The 12,388-nt window shown below is 46.6% G+C and carries 14 protein-coding genes; 2 read left to right on the top strand and 12 right to left on the bottom strand.

Going from position 1 to position 12,388, the window contains the following annotated elements; genetic code table 11:
* Positions 1-22 precede the first annotated feature (22 nt).
* The 5 genes from G3M70_11230 to G3M70_11250 all read right to left on the bottom strand — a co-directional run bounded on the left by G3M70_11230 (position 23) and on the right by G3M70_11250 (position 5,712).
* Positions 23-547: a phage tail protein gene (locus G3M70_11230; GenBank protein ID QPJ62410.1), complete on the bottom strand. Its 525-nt coding sequence runs from the start codon at positions 545-547 to the stop codon at positions 23-25.
* 12 nt (positions 548-559) lie between these two features.
* Positions 560-2,617: a phage tail protein gene (locus tag G3M70_11235; GenBank protein QPJ62411.1), complete on the bottom strand. Its 2,058-nt coding sequence runs from the start codon at positions 2,615-2,617 to the stop codon at positions 560-562.
* Between the two features lie 515 nt (positions 2,618-3,132).
* Positions 3,133-4,491 carry an HTTM domain-containing protein gene (locus G3M70_11240; protein ID QPJ62412.1) on the bottom strand — a complete coding sequence of 453 codons (1,359 nt, stop codon included), beginning with the start codon at positions 4,489-4,491 and terminating at the stop codon, positions 3,133-3,135.
* A gap of 14 nt (positions 4,492-4,505) precedes the next feature.
* The gene (locus tag G3M70_11245) at positions 4,506-4,943 is read right to left on the bottom strand and encodes a thiol-disulfide oxidoreductase DCC family protein (GenBank protein ID QPJ62413.1); all 438 of its coding nucleotides are present in this window, start codon (positions 4,941-4,943) and stop codon (positions 4,506-4,508) included.
* A gap of 91 nt (positions 4,944-5,034) precedes the next feature.
* The gene (locus G3M70_11250; GenBank protein QPJ62414.1) at positions 5,035-5,712 is read right to left on the bottom strand and encodes an adenosylcobinamide amidohydrolase; all 678 of its coding nucleotides are present in this window, start codon (positions 5,710-5,712) and stop codon (positions 5,035-5,037) included.
* Positions 5,713-5,812: 100 nt separating this feature from the next.
* On the opposite strand from G3M70_11250, the gene G3M70_11255 reads away from it, so the two are divergent.
* A complete protein-coding gene (locus G3M70_11255; protein QPJ62415.1) occupies positions 5,813-6,484 on the top strand; it encodes a DNA alkylation repair protein in 672 nt (223 codons plus the stop codon).
* A 26-nt stretch (positions 6,485-6,510) separates the two neighbouring features.
* Here the strand turns inward: G3M70_11255 and G3M70_11260 are convergent, their stop codons facing one another.
* Together G3M70_11260 and G3M70_11265 are read right to left on the bottom strand one after the other, a co-directional pair.
* Positions 6,511-7,764: an SGNH/GDSL hydrolase family protein gene (locus G3M70_11260; protein ID QPJ62416.1), complete on the bottom strand. Its 1,254-nt coding sequence runs from the start codon at positions 7,762-7,764 to the stop codon at positions 6,511-6,513.
* 148 nt (positions 7,765-7,912) lie between these two features.
* Complete coding sequence (locus G3M70_11265; protein ID QPJ62417.1) at positions 7,913-8,314, bottom strand: hypothetical protein; 402 nt, start codon at positions 8,312-8,314, stop codon at positions 7,913-7,915.
* Positions 8,315-8,606: 292 nt separating this feature from the next.
* On the opposite strand from G3M70_11265, the gene G3M70_11270 reads away from it, so the two are divergent.
* Positions 8,607-9,764 carry a Do family serine endopeptidase gene (locus G3M70_11270; protein ID QPJ62418.1) on the top strand — a complete coding sequence of 386 codons (1,158 nt, stop codon included), beginning with the start codon at positions 8,607-8,609 and terminating at the stop codon, positions 9,762-9,764.
* 406 nt (positions 9,765-10,170) lie between these two features.
* Here G3M70_11270 and G3M70_11275 read toward each other — a convergent pair whose 3' ends face one another.
* Genes G3M70_11275 through G3M70_11295 form a run of 5 tightly spaced genes read right to left on the bottom strand, consistent with a single transcriptional unit; the run spans position 10,171 to position 12,380 of the window.
* Entirely contained in the window at positions 10,171-10,518 is a 348-nt protein-coding gene (locus G3M70_11275; protein ID QPJ62419.1) for a hypothetical protein, read from the bottom strand.
* A gap of 9 nt (positions 10,519-10,527) precedes the next feature.
* Positions 10,528-11,151 carry a sel1 repeat family protein gene (locus tag G3M70_11280; protein QPJ62420.1) on the bottom strand — a complete coding sequence of 208 codons (624 nt, stop codon included), beginning with the start codon at positions 11,149-11,151 and terminating at the stop codon, positions 10,528-10,530.
* A 16-nt stretch (positions 11,152-11,167) separates the two neighbouring features.
* On the bottom strand, positions 11,168-11,668 hold the full coding sequence (locus G3M70_11285; protein QPJ62421.1) for a tetratricopeptide repeat protein: 501 nt from the start codon (positions 11,666-11,668) through the stop codon (positions 11,168-11,170).
* A complete protein-coding gene (locus G3M70_11290) occupies positions 11,665-11,925 on the bottom strand; it encodes a hypothetical protein (protein ID QPJ62422.1) in 261 nt (86 codons plus the stop codon). The genes G3M70_11285 and G3M70_11290 overlap by 4 nt, the downstream gene beginning before the upstream one ends.
* A 44-nt stretch (positions 11,926-11,969) precedes the next feature.
* The gene (locus G3M70_11295) at positions 11,970-12,380 is read right to left on the bottom strand and encodes a hypothetical protein (protein QPJ62423.1); all 411 of its coding nucleotides are present in this window, start codon (positions 12,378-12,380) and stop codon (positions 11,970-11,972) included.
* Between the last annotated feature and the right edge of the window lie 8 nt (positions 12,381-12,388).

Raw genomic sequence — 12,388 nt, forward strand, 5'->3', positions numbered from 1 at the left:
GTGCCGAAGAGCGGGTTAAAAATCAGGCAGGAACGTTAAAGCTTGGTTCTGCCGGTTCCGTAACCTCGACGTCTCTCTCCCAACCCTCATTTTCGAGTTTGATTGTCTGGATAGCGACGGCGTTTGCATTGGCATCCAGGTCAGGCATGGCCTGATATTCCGATACCCAACACCGGTAGATTTTGTATGAGATGACTTTTTGCCCGGCCTCGTTGAATACATCAAGGATGATGTCTTTACGAAAATCCTCGAGGGAAACTTCTGAACCGGCCCCTGCTCCAAAATTCCAGACTTTGTTTGCCCATCTTTCGAAGTCGAGGTCGTGGGTGACACCACGCTCGAGTGTGATTCCCTCATACTTGGTGCGCCCTGGCGATTTTCTGCCGGTAGAAGGGTCCCCGCCTTCGCGGTGTTCTACCACTTCTGTGCTTCTTTTCAGGGAGCCTACTTTACTGATTCCTGCAACATACCGACCGTCCCATTTCACCCTGAATTTGAAATTTTTGTAGGGATCAAACCGGCGTGGATTGGTTGTGAATTCAGCCATGACAGGATCTCCTTACGCCTCTGGTCGGCGAACAATTTGCTGGATTTTTAGAATGACGAATTCCGCCGGTTTCAGCGGCGCAAACCCGATTTCAATGTTAACGATGCCGTTGTCAATATCGGATTGCGTTGTCGTTTCAGAATCACATTTCACAAAATAAGCTTCCCGGGGAGTGGACCCCTGGAATGCTCCTTTGCGAAAAAGGTCTTGCATGAAAGTACCCAGGTTCAGACGAATCTGGGACCAAAGTGGTTCATCGTTTGGCTCGAAGACAACCCACTTTGTTCCCCGGAACAGACTTTCCTCAATGAACAAGGCAGTACGCCGTACCGGAATGTATTTCCAGTCCGAAGCTCTCAGGTCCGCACCGTCCAGAGTTCTGGCACCCCAGATGATGTTGCCGTAGACAGGGAAGTTTCTCAGGCAATTGGCACCCAGGGGATTGAGTACACCGTTCTGCTGGTCCGTTAAAGTGCCTGCCAGACTCTCAACATTGCGAAGCGTGGCTTCCGTACCTGCAGGTGCTTTCCAGACGCCACGATTGGTATCCGTACGCGCCCAGAGTCCGGCGGCTGCTCCACATGACGGAATAGATCTGGGTCGATTTTCATTCAGTGGATCGGCAACGTTGGTTCTCGGAAAGTAAACCGCTGTGTTGGGATGACGCAGCCCATTGTTTTCGTTAAGCCATGTCTGCATATCGCCCAGGTCGTTCACGTTTGCTGGTATGTCGATGATCAGCATGGAGCGCCGGTCCTCAACATAGGAGATAGCCTCTGAGTAAAGAGTCCGCATGGCGGTTGCCGCAAGGGTGGTGGCTTCCGGGATGCAAAGGATATTGAACAGGTCCACATCTTCCAATGCATACAATCCTGTTTTTGCTGCCTGCTGTCCCTGAAAAAAACCAACCGGGATCGGACGAAAGGTCGTGCCAACTGCAGGTGCTGGACCATCTCTTCCATCGGCAAGGGCCGTTTGTTGTGCATTTTCAGTGGCACCTTCTACCGCTGTTAAATTCATTTCCGTGGCCCCGGCACCCGAGAAGACAACCGTGGTTGCAGCGTCGTAAGGACGTGCGGCCCGTCCAAGTTGGATATGGAAATGCGATGGGTTCTCGGCGGTGTTATCTCCCAGCAGTTTTACCTGGGCTCCAGCCAACAGAGGCTTCAATCCGTCCGGGACAGTTGCGTCATCTGCTGCATCGCGAATGATCCCCTCAATAAATGGGAGAAGTGCCGGGTAGGTGGTAGGTGTGCTGCCATCATAATTCAGTGTCCCGTTGATTGTAGGAATGCCATTTCCAATGTTGATATTGAAAGCATCTCCGTCTGCGGGGATAGAAGGATACGTGGGAACTGCAACGCCATTTATGTCAAAGGGGGAGTCCAGAGCCCCGCTCAAGGTTCCATTGGATTCAGGTCGAGTGAAGGGCGCTACTGGAACAGGCGGATTAGTGGTTATCTGAACAAGCTTTGATCCCTGATTCACCACTTCAACTACGTTTAAAGGGGTGTCTGGCACCATGGAGAGATTCCGAAAGGATTCGGTCTGCAAGACCAGAGTGCGATCACCAACAGTTCTCACTTCCTGAATCGTCAGATTGAACTGGTTAACGGGGTCACTTGCATTATAGTCGACTTCAACGCGCAGGGAATTTCCCCATTCTCCCGGGTTCACTGCACTTTCACCACGTATACGGCGACCTGCAGTAAAAATTAAATTGTTTGCTCCTGCGGCAAGTGTGACTGTTGCAGCGTTGGCGTTCACCTGTACAACCGGAGGTCCTGGAAGGTCAGGAGCTGCAGTGTCGGCAACACGGACAACTACCGCCTGGGTCCCACCGTTTAGAAAGAACTGCTGGATCGCATAAGAAGTTTCACTGTTTCGGTCGAGACCTCCATACTCACGCTCGAAGTCTCCCCAACTAAAAATTCGGACTGCTTCATTGAGCAGGCCTTTACGGAAGCTCCCGATAAAAGCACCAATGGAAGTACTAACGCTTGGTACTGGCCGGACTCCACTAGGAATTTCTTCTACGTAAACACCGGGATAGGTAGGCTGGACAGGCATTTTATGCTCCTCGGCAACAGTCGATCAGACCTGCTTAAAAAGGAGGAGCCCATACCTTATGCCCCCCCAGGCAGGCTAAATTTGGTTAAACGCCAAGAGTTGGCGGTCACCGCGATATGTTGAAACTATACAGTGAAATTCAAAGTAGATTCAAATTGCTGATTCGTTTGGTCGATAGTAAGGATTGATTAATAGTGGCTTATGTCAAAATTTTTTTTTTTGTGTTAACTTTTTCAATTCCTTTAAAGTTCATACACTGTGGAAATTGTCTTCTAACCATTTGTTTTTATTTTTGTTTTTTGGTGGTGTTTTTTTTCGGTTTTACCCAGAAGTAATTTCTTCGATTGTCAGGTTTTTTTTTCAAAAAAATCAGAAAGGGCTAAACTGCTGAATCTGTTTGTGCTGGGATTTTGTTGTCATTGGTTCCCCGATATGGAGTAGCCGTTGTTCTAATTGAAGTTTTTATTGAAGAAAGGTGGCTTCCTGATAATGCGGTAGGCTAAAAAAACCATGGGCTAGTCTTTTCCAAATGGCAGAATCCAGTTGTTACTCAACCAAGGCGAATATTCCAATTTTGAAAGATTGGCTTCGGGGTCAATGAAAGGTCTGGGATCTCTAAAATTGTAGGAAAGAAAAGTTTCAGCTCGAACAATTGGATTCGCAACACCTTCTCCAATGTAACGGTCCCGCAACAGGTGAGCGTATTGAAGAATCATGTCGGGTCGTCCTGCCATTTTTTTTATTTGTCTTGGGGTTAGATCGTCTTCAAGGTCAGGTCGCCACTCTTTTCCGCTAACGGGATCTTCTACAACATACGAAATATCTCCCCGCTTGCTTCTTAGTTTCATGTGCCAGGCAAAGCGATGGCCTTCTTCGTTCCAGCTCACATTGCCTGGATAAAGCCAATGTCTAAAAGGAAGCAACAATTGAACTGCGCAATAAACCCCAAGAAAAAGACAGACCGGTAAAGAAGGATTGACCAGCAGATCCGCTTTTATTTTTTTATTTTTTCTTCCTTTGATGAAATCCCATTTTTGAAGCCAGGCGCGGACTTTCTCAGGGTTAAGAAACAGGACGGTGGTTCCAATCATCAGGAATGGAAAGACACCGATGGAAAATATAAAGGCGTTGCTTAAGTTGAAAATCAAAACCAGTAAAACCGAAATGACACGGGTTTTCGAATAGAGGAGGCCGAAGCCTATCAGAAGATCAAAAAAAAGCCCTCCATATGAAAGGAAGTACACCCACATTTCATGGGTCAGCCAACCCTCAATCAGAAAAAACATTTCTGGTTCCAGCCAGTGCCGGAGCGGTTCTCCCTGCAGCCAATCCGGATTCAGTTTGGCAATCCCTCCGTAAAAATAAACCACAACAATCTGGAACTGCAGGATATATAGTTGCCAATAGGGAACCCGGTTGGTATGGATTTCCGGTTTTAATTTTCCATCGACAGAAAAACAGGCATTGGCCTTGATGGTGCAAAGAATCAAACCGAGCAGGCAAATGAAATAGTAATGGTTATTGTACTGCGTGGAATCGATAAGAAAAATATAAGTGTAGGTCAGAAAAAATATGATGGTCGCTGGAAGATAGAAAAGGCCCAGTGCTATCAGAAACGAGGTGACACCCATCACCACAAACGGGAGAAACATCCAGTCTCCGGGAAGTGCTTTGACAAAACCGAATAATGGATAGGTGAAATGGACCGGGGGATCTATGTAATACCCTTCGATCCGATCATAAACCGCATAGCGCAGGGTTTCCCAGACCATGATGATGCCGAATACGATTCGAAATATGGCAACAGTGGAAGCATCTATCGCCTGAAATAAATAGGAAACAGTCCAGGAGGATGAGTGTGTTTTGAGTGCCATGGAGAAATAGAACTCTAATCCAGAAAACGATGTGCCATTTCCGGGGTGGGAATGCGGCAGGTTTCTTCCTTGCCGAACCAGCGATAACGGTTAGTAGAAACCCACCGGTAGCACCAGTCGCGGATGGGTTTTGGGACCAGCAGAAAAATTGAAAAGACGGGCCAGAGTCCACTCAGTTTCTTTGTTATGCGAAGAATGGATGTGGAATGGGTGAAAACCTGACCATCTTCAATCAGAACGATGGTTTCGAAATCATCTTTGGGTAAATTATATTGATCCAGAAAATGCTGACCTGCCTCAGATTGTAATGAAGCCATGCGGAATTGAAGGTCGGGGTCGCGGTCCACAATGAAATTGACGGTTCCATTGCAAAGGTTGCACACTCCGTCAAAGAGAATGATGGACCCTTCCGATTCCTTTTCATTTTTTGAAGATTTGTTGTGTGCGTCCATCGCCAGATATTTGATATTTGATTTATGCTATTGATTTTAACGCATGAACTCGTTTTCTGACAGCCCGTGGAGGTGGTTTAAGCAAAACATTTCAAAGTTCGATGTTTTTCTCTTTCCAAAAGGCGATGCTTTTCCCCAATAATTCGCGGACAGCTTTACCGATCAATTCTCCAAGCAAAGTGTGCATGCCGCAATAGTTTTCCATTATTTCTCCGGTTGAGCAAATGACGATGCAGTCCGTGCCAGTTCCGCTTGCAATTTGTCCAGATTTCTTGCTTCGGATTCCTGCTTCCATGAGGGCTGCGCTCTTGGCCATGGTTGCGGTGTGGACGGCTTCAAGGTTTCCAGTTAATTCTGGCAGGGCATTTGTGGCCACGATCAGGTTTATGGTTCCCGGTTGGTTTGTGGTTGGTGCGTCGGCTTCATCTCCAGCAGTCCGGGCATTGCTTAGGCCAAGAGTTGCGATTGCGTGCACCCATAAGGTTTTTGATTTGTAAAAAACCTCTTTGAAATGTTCTGTCGCTGCCCCGGTAATTAGGCCGACAGAGTTTTCGGGGATACCCCGGGTTTTAATCTGGTCTTCAAAAATTTTATCAAGGTCCCTTTCATCAAATTTATTCAAGTGGTGAATGAAAATACAGGACGACTTTCCCCAACCCCCGTTAAATGGTGCCCAACTGAGTGTTTGCCAGACATCAGGAAATTGAATGACCAGGGTTTTGTCTACAAGATAAATGCTTAAAGGGGAATCCGTGAGTTTGGGTTTCATAAAAATTTTTGGGCAGTATGAAAAAAGCTGACTGACTTGACGATTGATTCCGGCAGGTTACTATAAGCCGTGTGATATCAAACCGCAACGCCTGAGAAAAATGAATCTTCGTGAGACACAAAAATTTCTGAAGGAAAATGGCACGGCCCAGAACCGCAAGATTTTCATGCGCCATGGTGCTTCTGAACCCTTGTACGGAGTCAGTTTTGCCCAGCTTAATAAACTTCAAAAGAAAATAAAAATCGACCATGCGTTGGCGTTGAAACTCTGGAAGACGGGCAATATGGACTGCCGTACGCTGGCGCTTAAAGTCGCCGACCCGGATCAGTTGACCATCAGTCTGGTGGAGGGTTGGGTCAAGGCATCCGACTATAAAGTGCTGGCGGGGGAGTTGGCGGATCTGGTGTCCCGGTCGCCGTTGGCAGATTCGAGGATGAAAAAATGGATGAAGTCAAAAAAAGAATTCATTAGAAAAGCAGGCTATGATCTTTTGTCCTGCCGTCTGGTGGGAGGTGATGAATCGTTGCCAGATGATTTATCGCCTGTAATCACAGCAATCGAAAAAGAAATTCACGCTTCACCCGATTTAGCGCGCCATGCCATGGTAATGGCTCTGATTTCAATTGGCATTTACCGTCCCAAACTGGAATCGCGTGTGCTAAAGGCGGCCGACCGAATTGAACCGGTGAAAGTCGACCACGGAAAGACCGGTTGCAAAACCCCAGAGATCGCGCCTTATATTGTCCGTGCCAGAAAACATAGGAAAAAATAAAAACCTGAAGCCTCTCAATACCGATCTCACGGTTTTAACAGTTTTTCCAAAAACTGTTCAGTAAAATCAGCGTAGGTCACGTGTCCCATTTCGCTGAAATGATGGTCGCCGTGTTTTCGTACCAGGGTGGTGTCGATCATTTTTTCCTTGCTCAGTTTGGAATACAAGGGGAACGTGTCGAAATAGGGGATACCATTAGTTTTTAAAAACGCGTTCCATTCCTGATTTGGCACATCCGGATAGTCGTGAACCTGATTGTATTCGGGAAAATGAATCACGGCGAGACGTCCTCCTCCAGCCTCTACTTTCGATTTAAGCTTGAGCATCAGCTTTCGGGTCACTTCCCAACCCTTGGAATCCCAGAAAAACAGGTCGTCAAAATTTGAGGGCTGATCGACATCCAGTTTTGTTTTAGCTGTTGTTGCGGCGGGCGGTGTCTGTTTTCCGGCTGGAGCTGGTTTGGGTTGCGGAGCTGCCGGAGCGTTCGGTTCCGGCTTGATGGAGCCTGGACTCGTTGCCGGTGTTGCTTCCTTTGTTTTTGCAGCCTGTTCAATTCGCTTCTGTTGTTCCTGACGACCGGTGCGCAGCCAGATTTTAATGTTCACTTCAAGCAGGTTGTATTTTGTCCGAATCCACTGATACAACGCTAAATTATTCCACAGCCATTTGTTGAAATTTTTCCGTGTAATGAGAAGCCGACTCCATAATGAGTCGACCGGATACTCATCTTCCAGGGGATTGGGGGCTCCAGCTTCCAATTGATTAATGTTGTCATCGATATCATTGCCCCAGAAAAAATTCACGATTACCCAATCGGGTTTGTATTTCGCCGCTTTCAGGTGGAACATTTGTAGCTGTTCCCAGGTTCCGTAACCCCGCACACCAAAATTTAAAATTTCCAGTGATTTCCCCAGTTTTTCTGGTAGGCGCTCTTCCCAGATTTCGTGGAAACGTTTGCCCATTGCCATCTCTTCCCCGGCAGTGAAGGAGTCTCCGAGTATGGCCACCCTTATGGTATCTGGGACCCGTTCGACAGGATATTCCTTGTCGATCATCCCATCGTTATTGATATTCAGGACAGTGTTGTATTTGATCGCGCCGGTAACCCCGGGACAGTAATCGCGTTCCATGATGGGATGAAAGCAAAGCGCCCGAACATTCTGGAAGGGAACCGTAAATCGAATCACAACTTCCATAAGGCCCAGGAACAATACGATGGGTATGGCGAGGAAGAGTGCTTTTTTCCAAAGGGGCAGTCTGGGCGATTCCGAAGTTGGCATGAAAAAATTTAGATAAAAAGGATAGGGAAAGGGGGTGGGGAGAAACAGATCAGGAGGCTAAGGTATTTGGCTTAATGAAAAAGTAAAAAACTGGAGCGGGGACAAGCCCCGCTCTTTAAAACTTATTTGGCAGGAAAAGAGGAAAGCCTTATTTGACTTTTTCGTTACACTCTTTTTCCAGGTCCGCATCGATGATATTGCCACACATGCTTTTCTGGTTTCTGACCACGGCGTAACAAAATTTTTGTTTATCCGTATTTTTTACCAGGGTGCAATAGTAAAAACTGTGGTCCTTGTTCTGATACCTGTTTTGCTTTTGCTGATCAGAGTAATAACTGTCACGGGTGAATGCCCGACAGAGGTTGCGCTCATCGGCATCCGCGATCTTGTCACATTTCTGATCTTTGGTTTTGTCCCCGGTGTCTCCCGGAGCTTTGTTCATGTCTGCAGGTCGGGTGGAAACTTTTTCATCTGCGAAGGCCTGGCCCATTGGCGCTACCAGCAGACCGATTAGACAGATTCCAATGGCCACTGCCATTCCTTTTTTCATGGTCGGCTCCATAGGTTTTTTATTTGTGCGAAATCCCTGAAATAGGGGCAGCTGTGCGAACCGATTGTATTTCAATGGCGCACTGATTGCAAATTTACAAAAAACCTTTTTCATGCATTCCAGTCTGCCTAAGGAGAGGAGGTTTTGTAAAGTTAATATTTCTTAATGTTGTTTTAATTGGAGCTTAATTTGGCCGTCCTATTCTTAGGTCAGATTCAAGCTGCGGATTCACTCTGCAGCAGGATGGAAGAGACCCTCGCGTAAGCGGGAAAAAGTTCAAAGGAGGTAAATTATGAAGTCATCTGTCAAAAAGATCATGGGTTGGGCAGCCGTAGCCGCAATTGCTCTGCCAATGGCCCTGTCTGGAGGCATCAGCATCACTAGCGGAATCCCCGCCGCACATGCCGTATCTGTGGAAACCGATTCCCCTTTGGGAACAAACAAGATTGTGAACATCGCCAAGGCAACAAACCCGGCGGTGGTTAACGTTCGAACCAAGGCAAAAGTGAAACCTGCCAGCCGGGGTTTTGCCCCAGGAAATCCATTTGAACGGTTTATGCCACCTCAACAACGCAGGCAGCAACCCGCTCCTGAACGGGGTGGCTCCGGATCAGGTTTTATCATTGGTAAGGAAGGTTACATTTTGACCAATCACCACGTTGTCGACGGAGCCGATCAGGTTTTGGTAACGCTGGGGCAGGGCCATGAGGAACGTGAGGTCCCGGCAAAGCTGATCGGCTCCGATCCCAAGACTGACATTGCCTTGATTCAAATCGATCATAAGGCTGTTGTGGATTCCCTTCCCCATCTTGAGCTTGGCAATTCCGACAAGCTGGAGGTCGGCGAATGGGTGGTGGCGATCGGTAATCCATTTGGACTCAGCCATACGGTAACGACCGGGATCATCAGCGCCAAAGGTCGCAGTATGGGTGGACCTTATGACAACTTTATTCAGACCGATGCGTCCATCAACCCTGGTAACAGCGGTGGACCTTTGATCAACATGAAGGGTGATGTCATCGGCATTAACACCGCGATCATCTCCCAGAGCGGCGGCAACGTCGGTATCGGATTTGCCATCCCGAGTAACCTCGTGATGGAGATCGTGGAACAACTCAAGGAAAAAGGAAAAGTGACCCGCGGTTGGCTTGGTGTCATGATCCAGAAAATCACGCCAGATCTGGCCGATTCTTTTGGATTGAAAGAGGCTTCCGGGGCATTGGTAAACCAGGTCGCTCCCCGGGGTCCGGCGGAAAAAGGCGGCATACTCAGGGGTGACGTGATCGTCAAGTTCGAGAACCGGAAAATTTCTTCGATTGATGAATTGCCTCGACTCGTCGCCTCCGTTTCGCCGGGCACCCGGGTGGCTCTGGAAGTTGTAAGAGAAGGCCGGGTTCAAACGGTGCACGTGACCATTGAGGAACTGGCGCAACCAGATGCACGCGCATGAGTTTCTGTCACTGGATCCTTCAAAGGGGCTGTGGAAGTAACCTTCCACAGCTCTTTTTAATTTTATAGAAGGTAAGAACTGGCAAAGTTTGGGCTTTGGGAAGTGCTCCTCTGTAAGGCCCGGCTCTTGCCGTAAAGGGGCTGCAGCTTCCACCCATCTGCAGCCCCTTTTTTTATCTGGAATTTTGTTGCAGGAATTATCTATTGTGTCCTGATTTTCAATAGCTCTATCATTCGATCTTCGTAGCGATAATATTCCCTATCCATCTTTGTCAACACTTCCTCCAGTACTTCCGGTTTAGCCGCCCGACGTTTGACCATCGACTCATTAAAGGCTGCTATTTTATCCAGACGAGCGTATTCATAATTTCCATTAATCGCTAAGGTTCCAGAATATGTGGGTTTTTTTATATTTTTAAAAAATGGTAATAAAAAATGAATGAACTGATTGTAAGTAAACAGATTGCGGGGATCATTTTTTTAAATGGATTGCTCACTCTCCAATGGGTTATTAATGCCGATGCCATTAGGATTACAAGTCCCGAAGAACCTACCAAGTTAACGTGAAGGTTTGTACTGTGCAACATGAGAGCAAAGGAGAGTTTGAGAATGCCTACGAGGTCCCTCAGCCAATCCGGTAACTTGTAAAGTCTAAATTCTTCAATAATATTCTGGTACCTAACCACCCATACAAAAAATATGGAGCCGAAGACCAAAGCGTTTAAAACCAGGATGCTACTTTGGATGGAAACCATATGATCCCTCTACCTTTCTTCCAGTTGCAACCACAATTTATGGGCTAATTGACTGGCTTTTGTTAATTGTTCAGGCGTTAACTGTTTTTTAACCGCATTTATTTTTGGTCTGGCAGTTTGAATTCCGTTCGCCTCTGCCAGAGAAAGCCAGACATAGGACAGAACGAAATCCTGCTTTGCGCCATTGATTTTTGAGTACCACCGGCCCAGGTGATATTGGGCGTCGGGATAACCCTGCTTTGCCGCTTTCTTAAACCAGTAGCCTGCCTGATGGAGATCCCGTGGATATCCTTTGCCTGTTTCAAAGAATATTCCCAGCTGATACTGCGCGCCTACATCACCCTGATCAGCACTTTTTTGGAACCATTTTCCTGCTTCTTTGAAATTGACCGGAACACCTAGGCCCTTGGAGAAAAATATCCCCACAAAGTATTGGGCGTCAGGGTTACCTCTTTCAGCAAGTGGCAACCACGTTTTTAAAGCCAAATCAAAATTTTTATTCTCGTATTCCGACCAACCCTTCAAAAATGGATCTTGCAAGGATTCTCCATAAACTCTGGACGGCCCATGCCCAATTAAAATAATGAGAATTGCAACTATGTTTAATGTTCTAGAAAATCCTTTGATATTCATGGTGAATTTTCCTGTATTAGTTTGAACCTTCAATGGTCATGTCTGCAGAAGGAAGGTTTTTGCATTCGATGCTGGGGTTAAACCCGCATTCATGTTTTTTGAGTAGCGCAGAATCCAGAATTACTTTGTTTCCTCTGGCGTACTTTCTAGCTTCAGTGAAGTAAGGGGTAGCGGTCTCATGCCGCCCGGACTTGTGAAGGGATAAAGCAAGGTTGTAATTTAAAATACCAAGACTGGGATCTCTGAGTTGTCTGGCAAGGTTCAATCCTTTTCTGAAATTTCTTTCCGCTTCAATAAAACTTTCATTCTGGAAGTGCTTTATTCCCGCGTTATTAAATTGATCGATTTCCATATCAAAACTTTTTGAGCCTTCAACTTTAGGCAGATTTAAAGGGAACTCATTAGAACCCCAAGCCGTGGCCTGGGAAGAGATGACAATCATGAAGGAAATAACAACCAGGTATTGAATGCCTGTGTGAAAAACATTATTTGTTGTAAAGCATACGTTGGTTTTCATGGGTTTAGTCTCCATCCCTCTTTTTCCATACAACGGAGAAAGAGGCGTTGTTTTCTGTCCCGTAATTCTCCGGCACCTTCGCTGCCTTCGCTTGGTTTCATTAATTGACTGGTATAGGTCCTGCACGTCTTCCAATGCTTCGCAAAAAGAATTTCCCCCTTGTTGTCAGGATCGGCAAACGTTTCGTAGCCGTAATTTTCCACACAAGCTGGAAACAAAACTAAACTGAGACAGATGATCGTTAACGTATTCTTCATATCATTCTCTTTGTTGAAGCCGGATTGAACTACGGTTGTTTGTTTCAATAATTCCGGTTGTATGGGACTTCTCGACTCCATCCGCGGAAGCTTTCCCAGGGTTTGACATCATCCCGAATAATTGGAGATGAAGTGCTGTTTTCCCTTTTAACCGCTCCGTCGTTTTCCTGTTTTGAAGTCTTGGTTTCCTTTTCAGCTTTTAAATTTTCAGACTGGGTGGCTGTTGATCGGGATGGGTTTGAAGATGAACCATAGGGAACACGAGGGCTCCACCCTCTGAAACTTTCCCAGCTTTTAACATCGGTCCCAGTTGAAATTTCTACTTGCTCGCCAGCCCAGGCCAGATTTTCCGAAAAAGTAGAGGACACATTTATTGAGGGGGCTTGTGTAAGAGCTTCTCCAAACAGGAATAAAAATGCGGTTGTTGAAATTAGAAATGTTTTTGTTTTTTTCATTTTTCACC

It is taken from the genome of Candidatus Nitronauta litoralis, assembly GCA_015698285.1.
Taxonomy (GTDB): domain Bacteria; phylum Nitrospinota; class Nitrospinia; order Nitrospinales; family Nitrospinaceae; genus Nitronauta; species Nitronauta litoralis.

Excerpts from the sequence above, each read along its gene's own strand:
- G3M70_11255 (QPJ62415.1), top strand. The coding sequence starts at position 5,813 with ATGAATCTTCGTGAGACACAAAAATTTCTGAAGGAAAATGGCACGGCC.
- G3M70_11280 (QPJ62420.1), bottom strand. The coding sequence starts at position 11,151 with ATGAATATCAAAGGATTTTCTAGAACATTAAACATAGTTGCAATTCTC.
- G3M70_11235 (QPJ62411.1), bottom strand. The coding sequence starts at position 2,617 with ATGCCTGTCCAGCCTACCTATCCCGGTGTTTACGTAGAAGAAATTCCT.
- G3M70_11250 (QPJ62414.1), bottom strand. The coding sequence starts at position 5,712 with ATGAAACCCAAACTCACGGATTCCCCTTTAAGCATTTATCTTGTAGAC.
- G3M70_11295 (QPJ62423.1), bottom strand. The coding sequence starts at position 12,380 with ATGAAAAAAACAAAAACATTTCTAATTTCAACAACCGCATTTTTATTC.
- G3M70_11230 (QPJ62410.1), bottom strand. The coding sequence starts at position 547 with ATGGCTGAATTCACAACCAATCCACGCCGGTTTGATCCCTACAAAAAT.
- G3M70_11265 (QPJ62417.1), bottom strand. The coding sequence starts at position 8,314 with ATGAAAAAAGGAATGGCAGTGGCCATTGGAATCTGTCTAATCGGTCTG.
- G3M70_11270 (QPJ62418.1), top strand. The coding sequence starts at position 8,607 with ATGAAGTCATCTGTCAAAAAGATCATGGGTTGGGCAGCCGTAGCCGCA.
- G3M70_11275 (QPJ62419.1), bottom strand. The coding sequence starts at position 10,518 with ATGGTTTCCATCCAAAGTAGCATCCTGGTTTTAAACGCTTTGGTCTTC.
- G3M70_11285 (QPJ62421.1), bottom strand. The coding sequence starts at position 11,668 with ATGAAAACCAACGTATGCTTTACAACAAATAATGTTTTTCACACAGGC.
- G3M70_11245 (QPJ62413.1), bottom strand. The coding sequence starts at position 4,943 with ATGGACGCACACAACAAATCTTCAAAAAATGAAAAGGAATCGGAAGGG.
- G3M70_11290 (QPJ62422.1), bottom strand. The coding sequence starts at position 11,925 with ATGAAGAATACGTTAACGATCATCTGTCTCAGTTTAGTTTTGTTTCCA.
- G3M70_11240 (QPJ62412.1), bottom strand. The coding sequence starts at position 4,491 with ATGGCACTCAAAACACACTCATCCTCCTGGACTGTTTCCTATTTATTT.
- G3M70_11260 (QPJ62416.1), bottom strand. The coding sequence starts at position 7,764 with ATGCCAACTTCGGAATCGCCCAGACTGCCCCTTTGGAAAAAAGCACTC.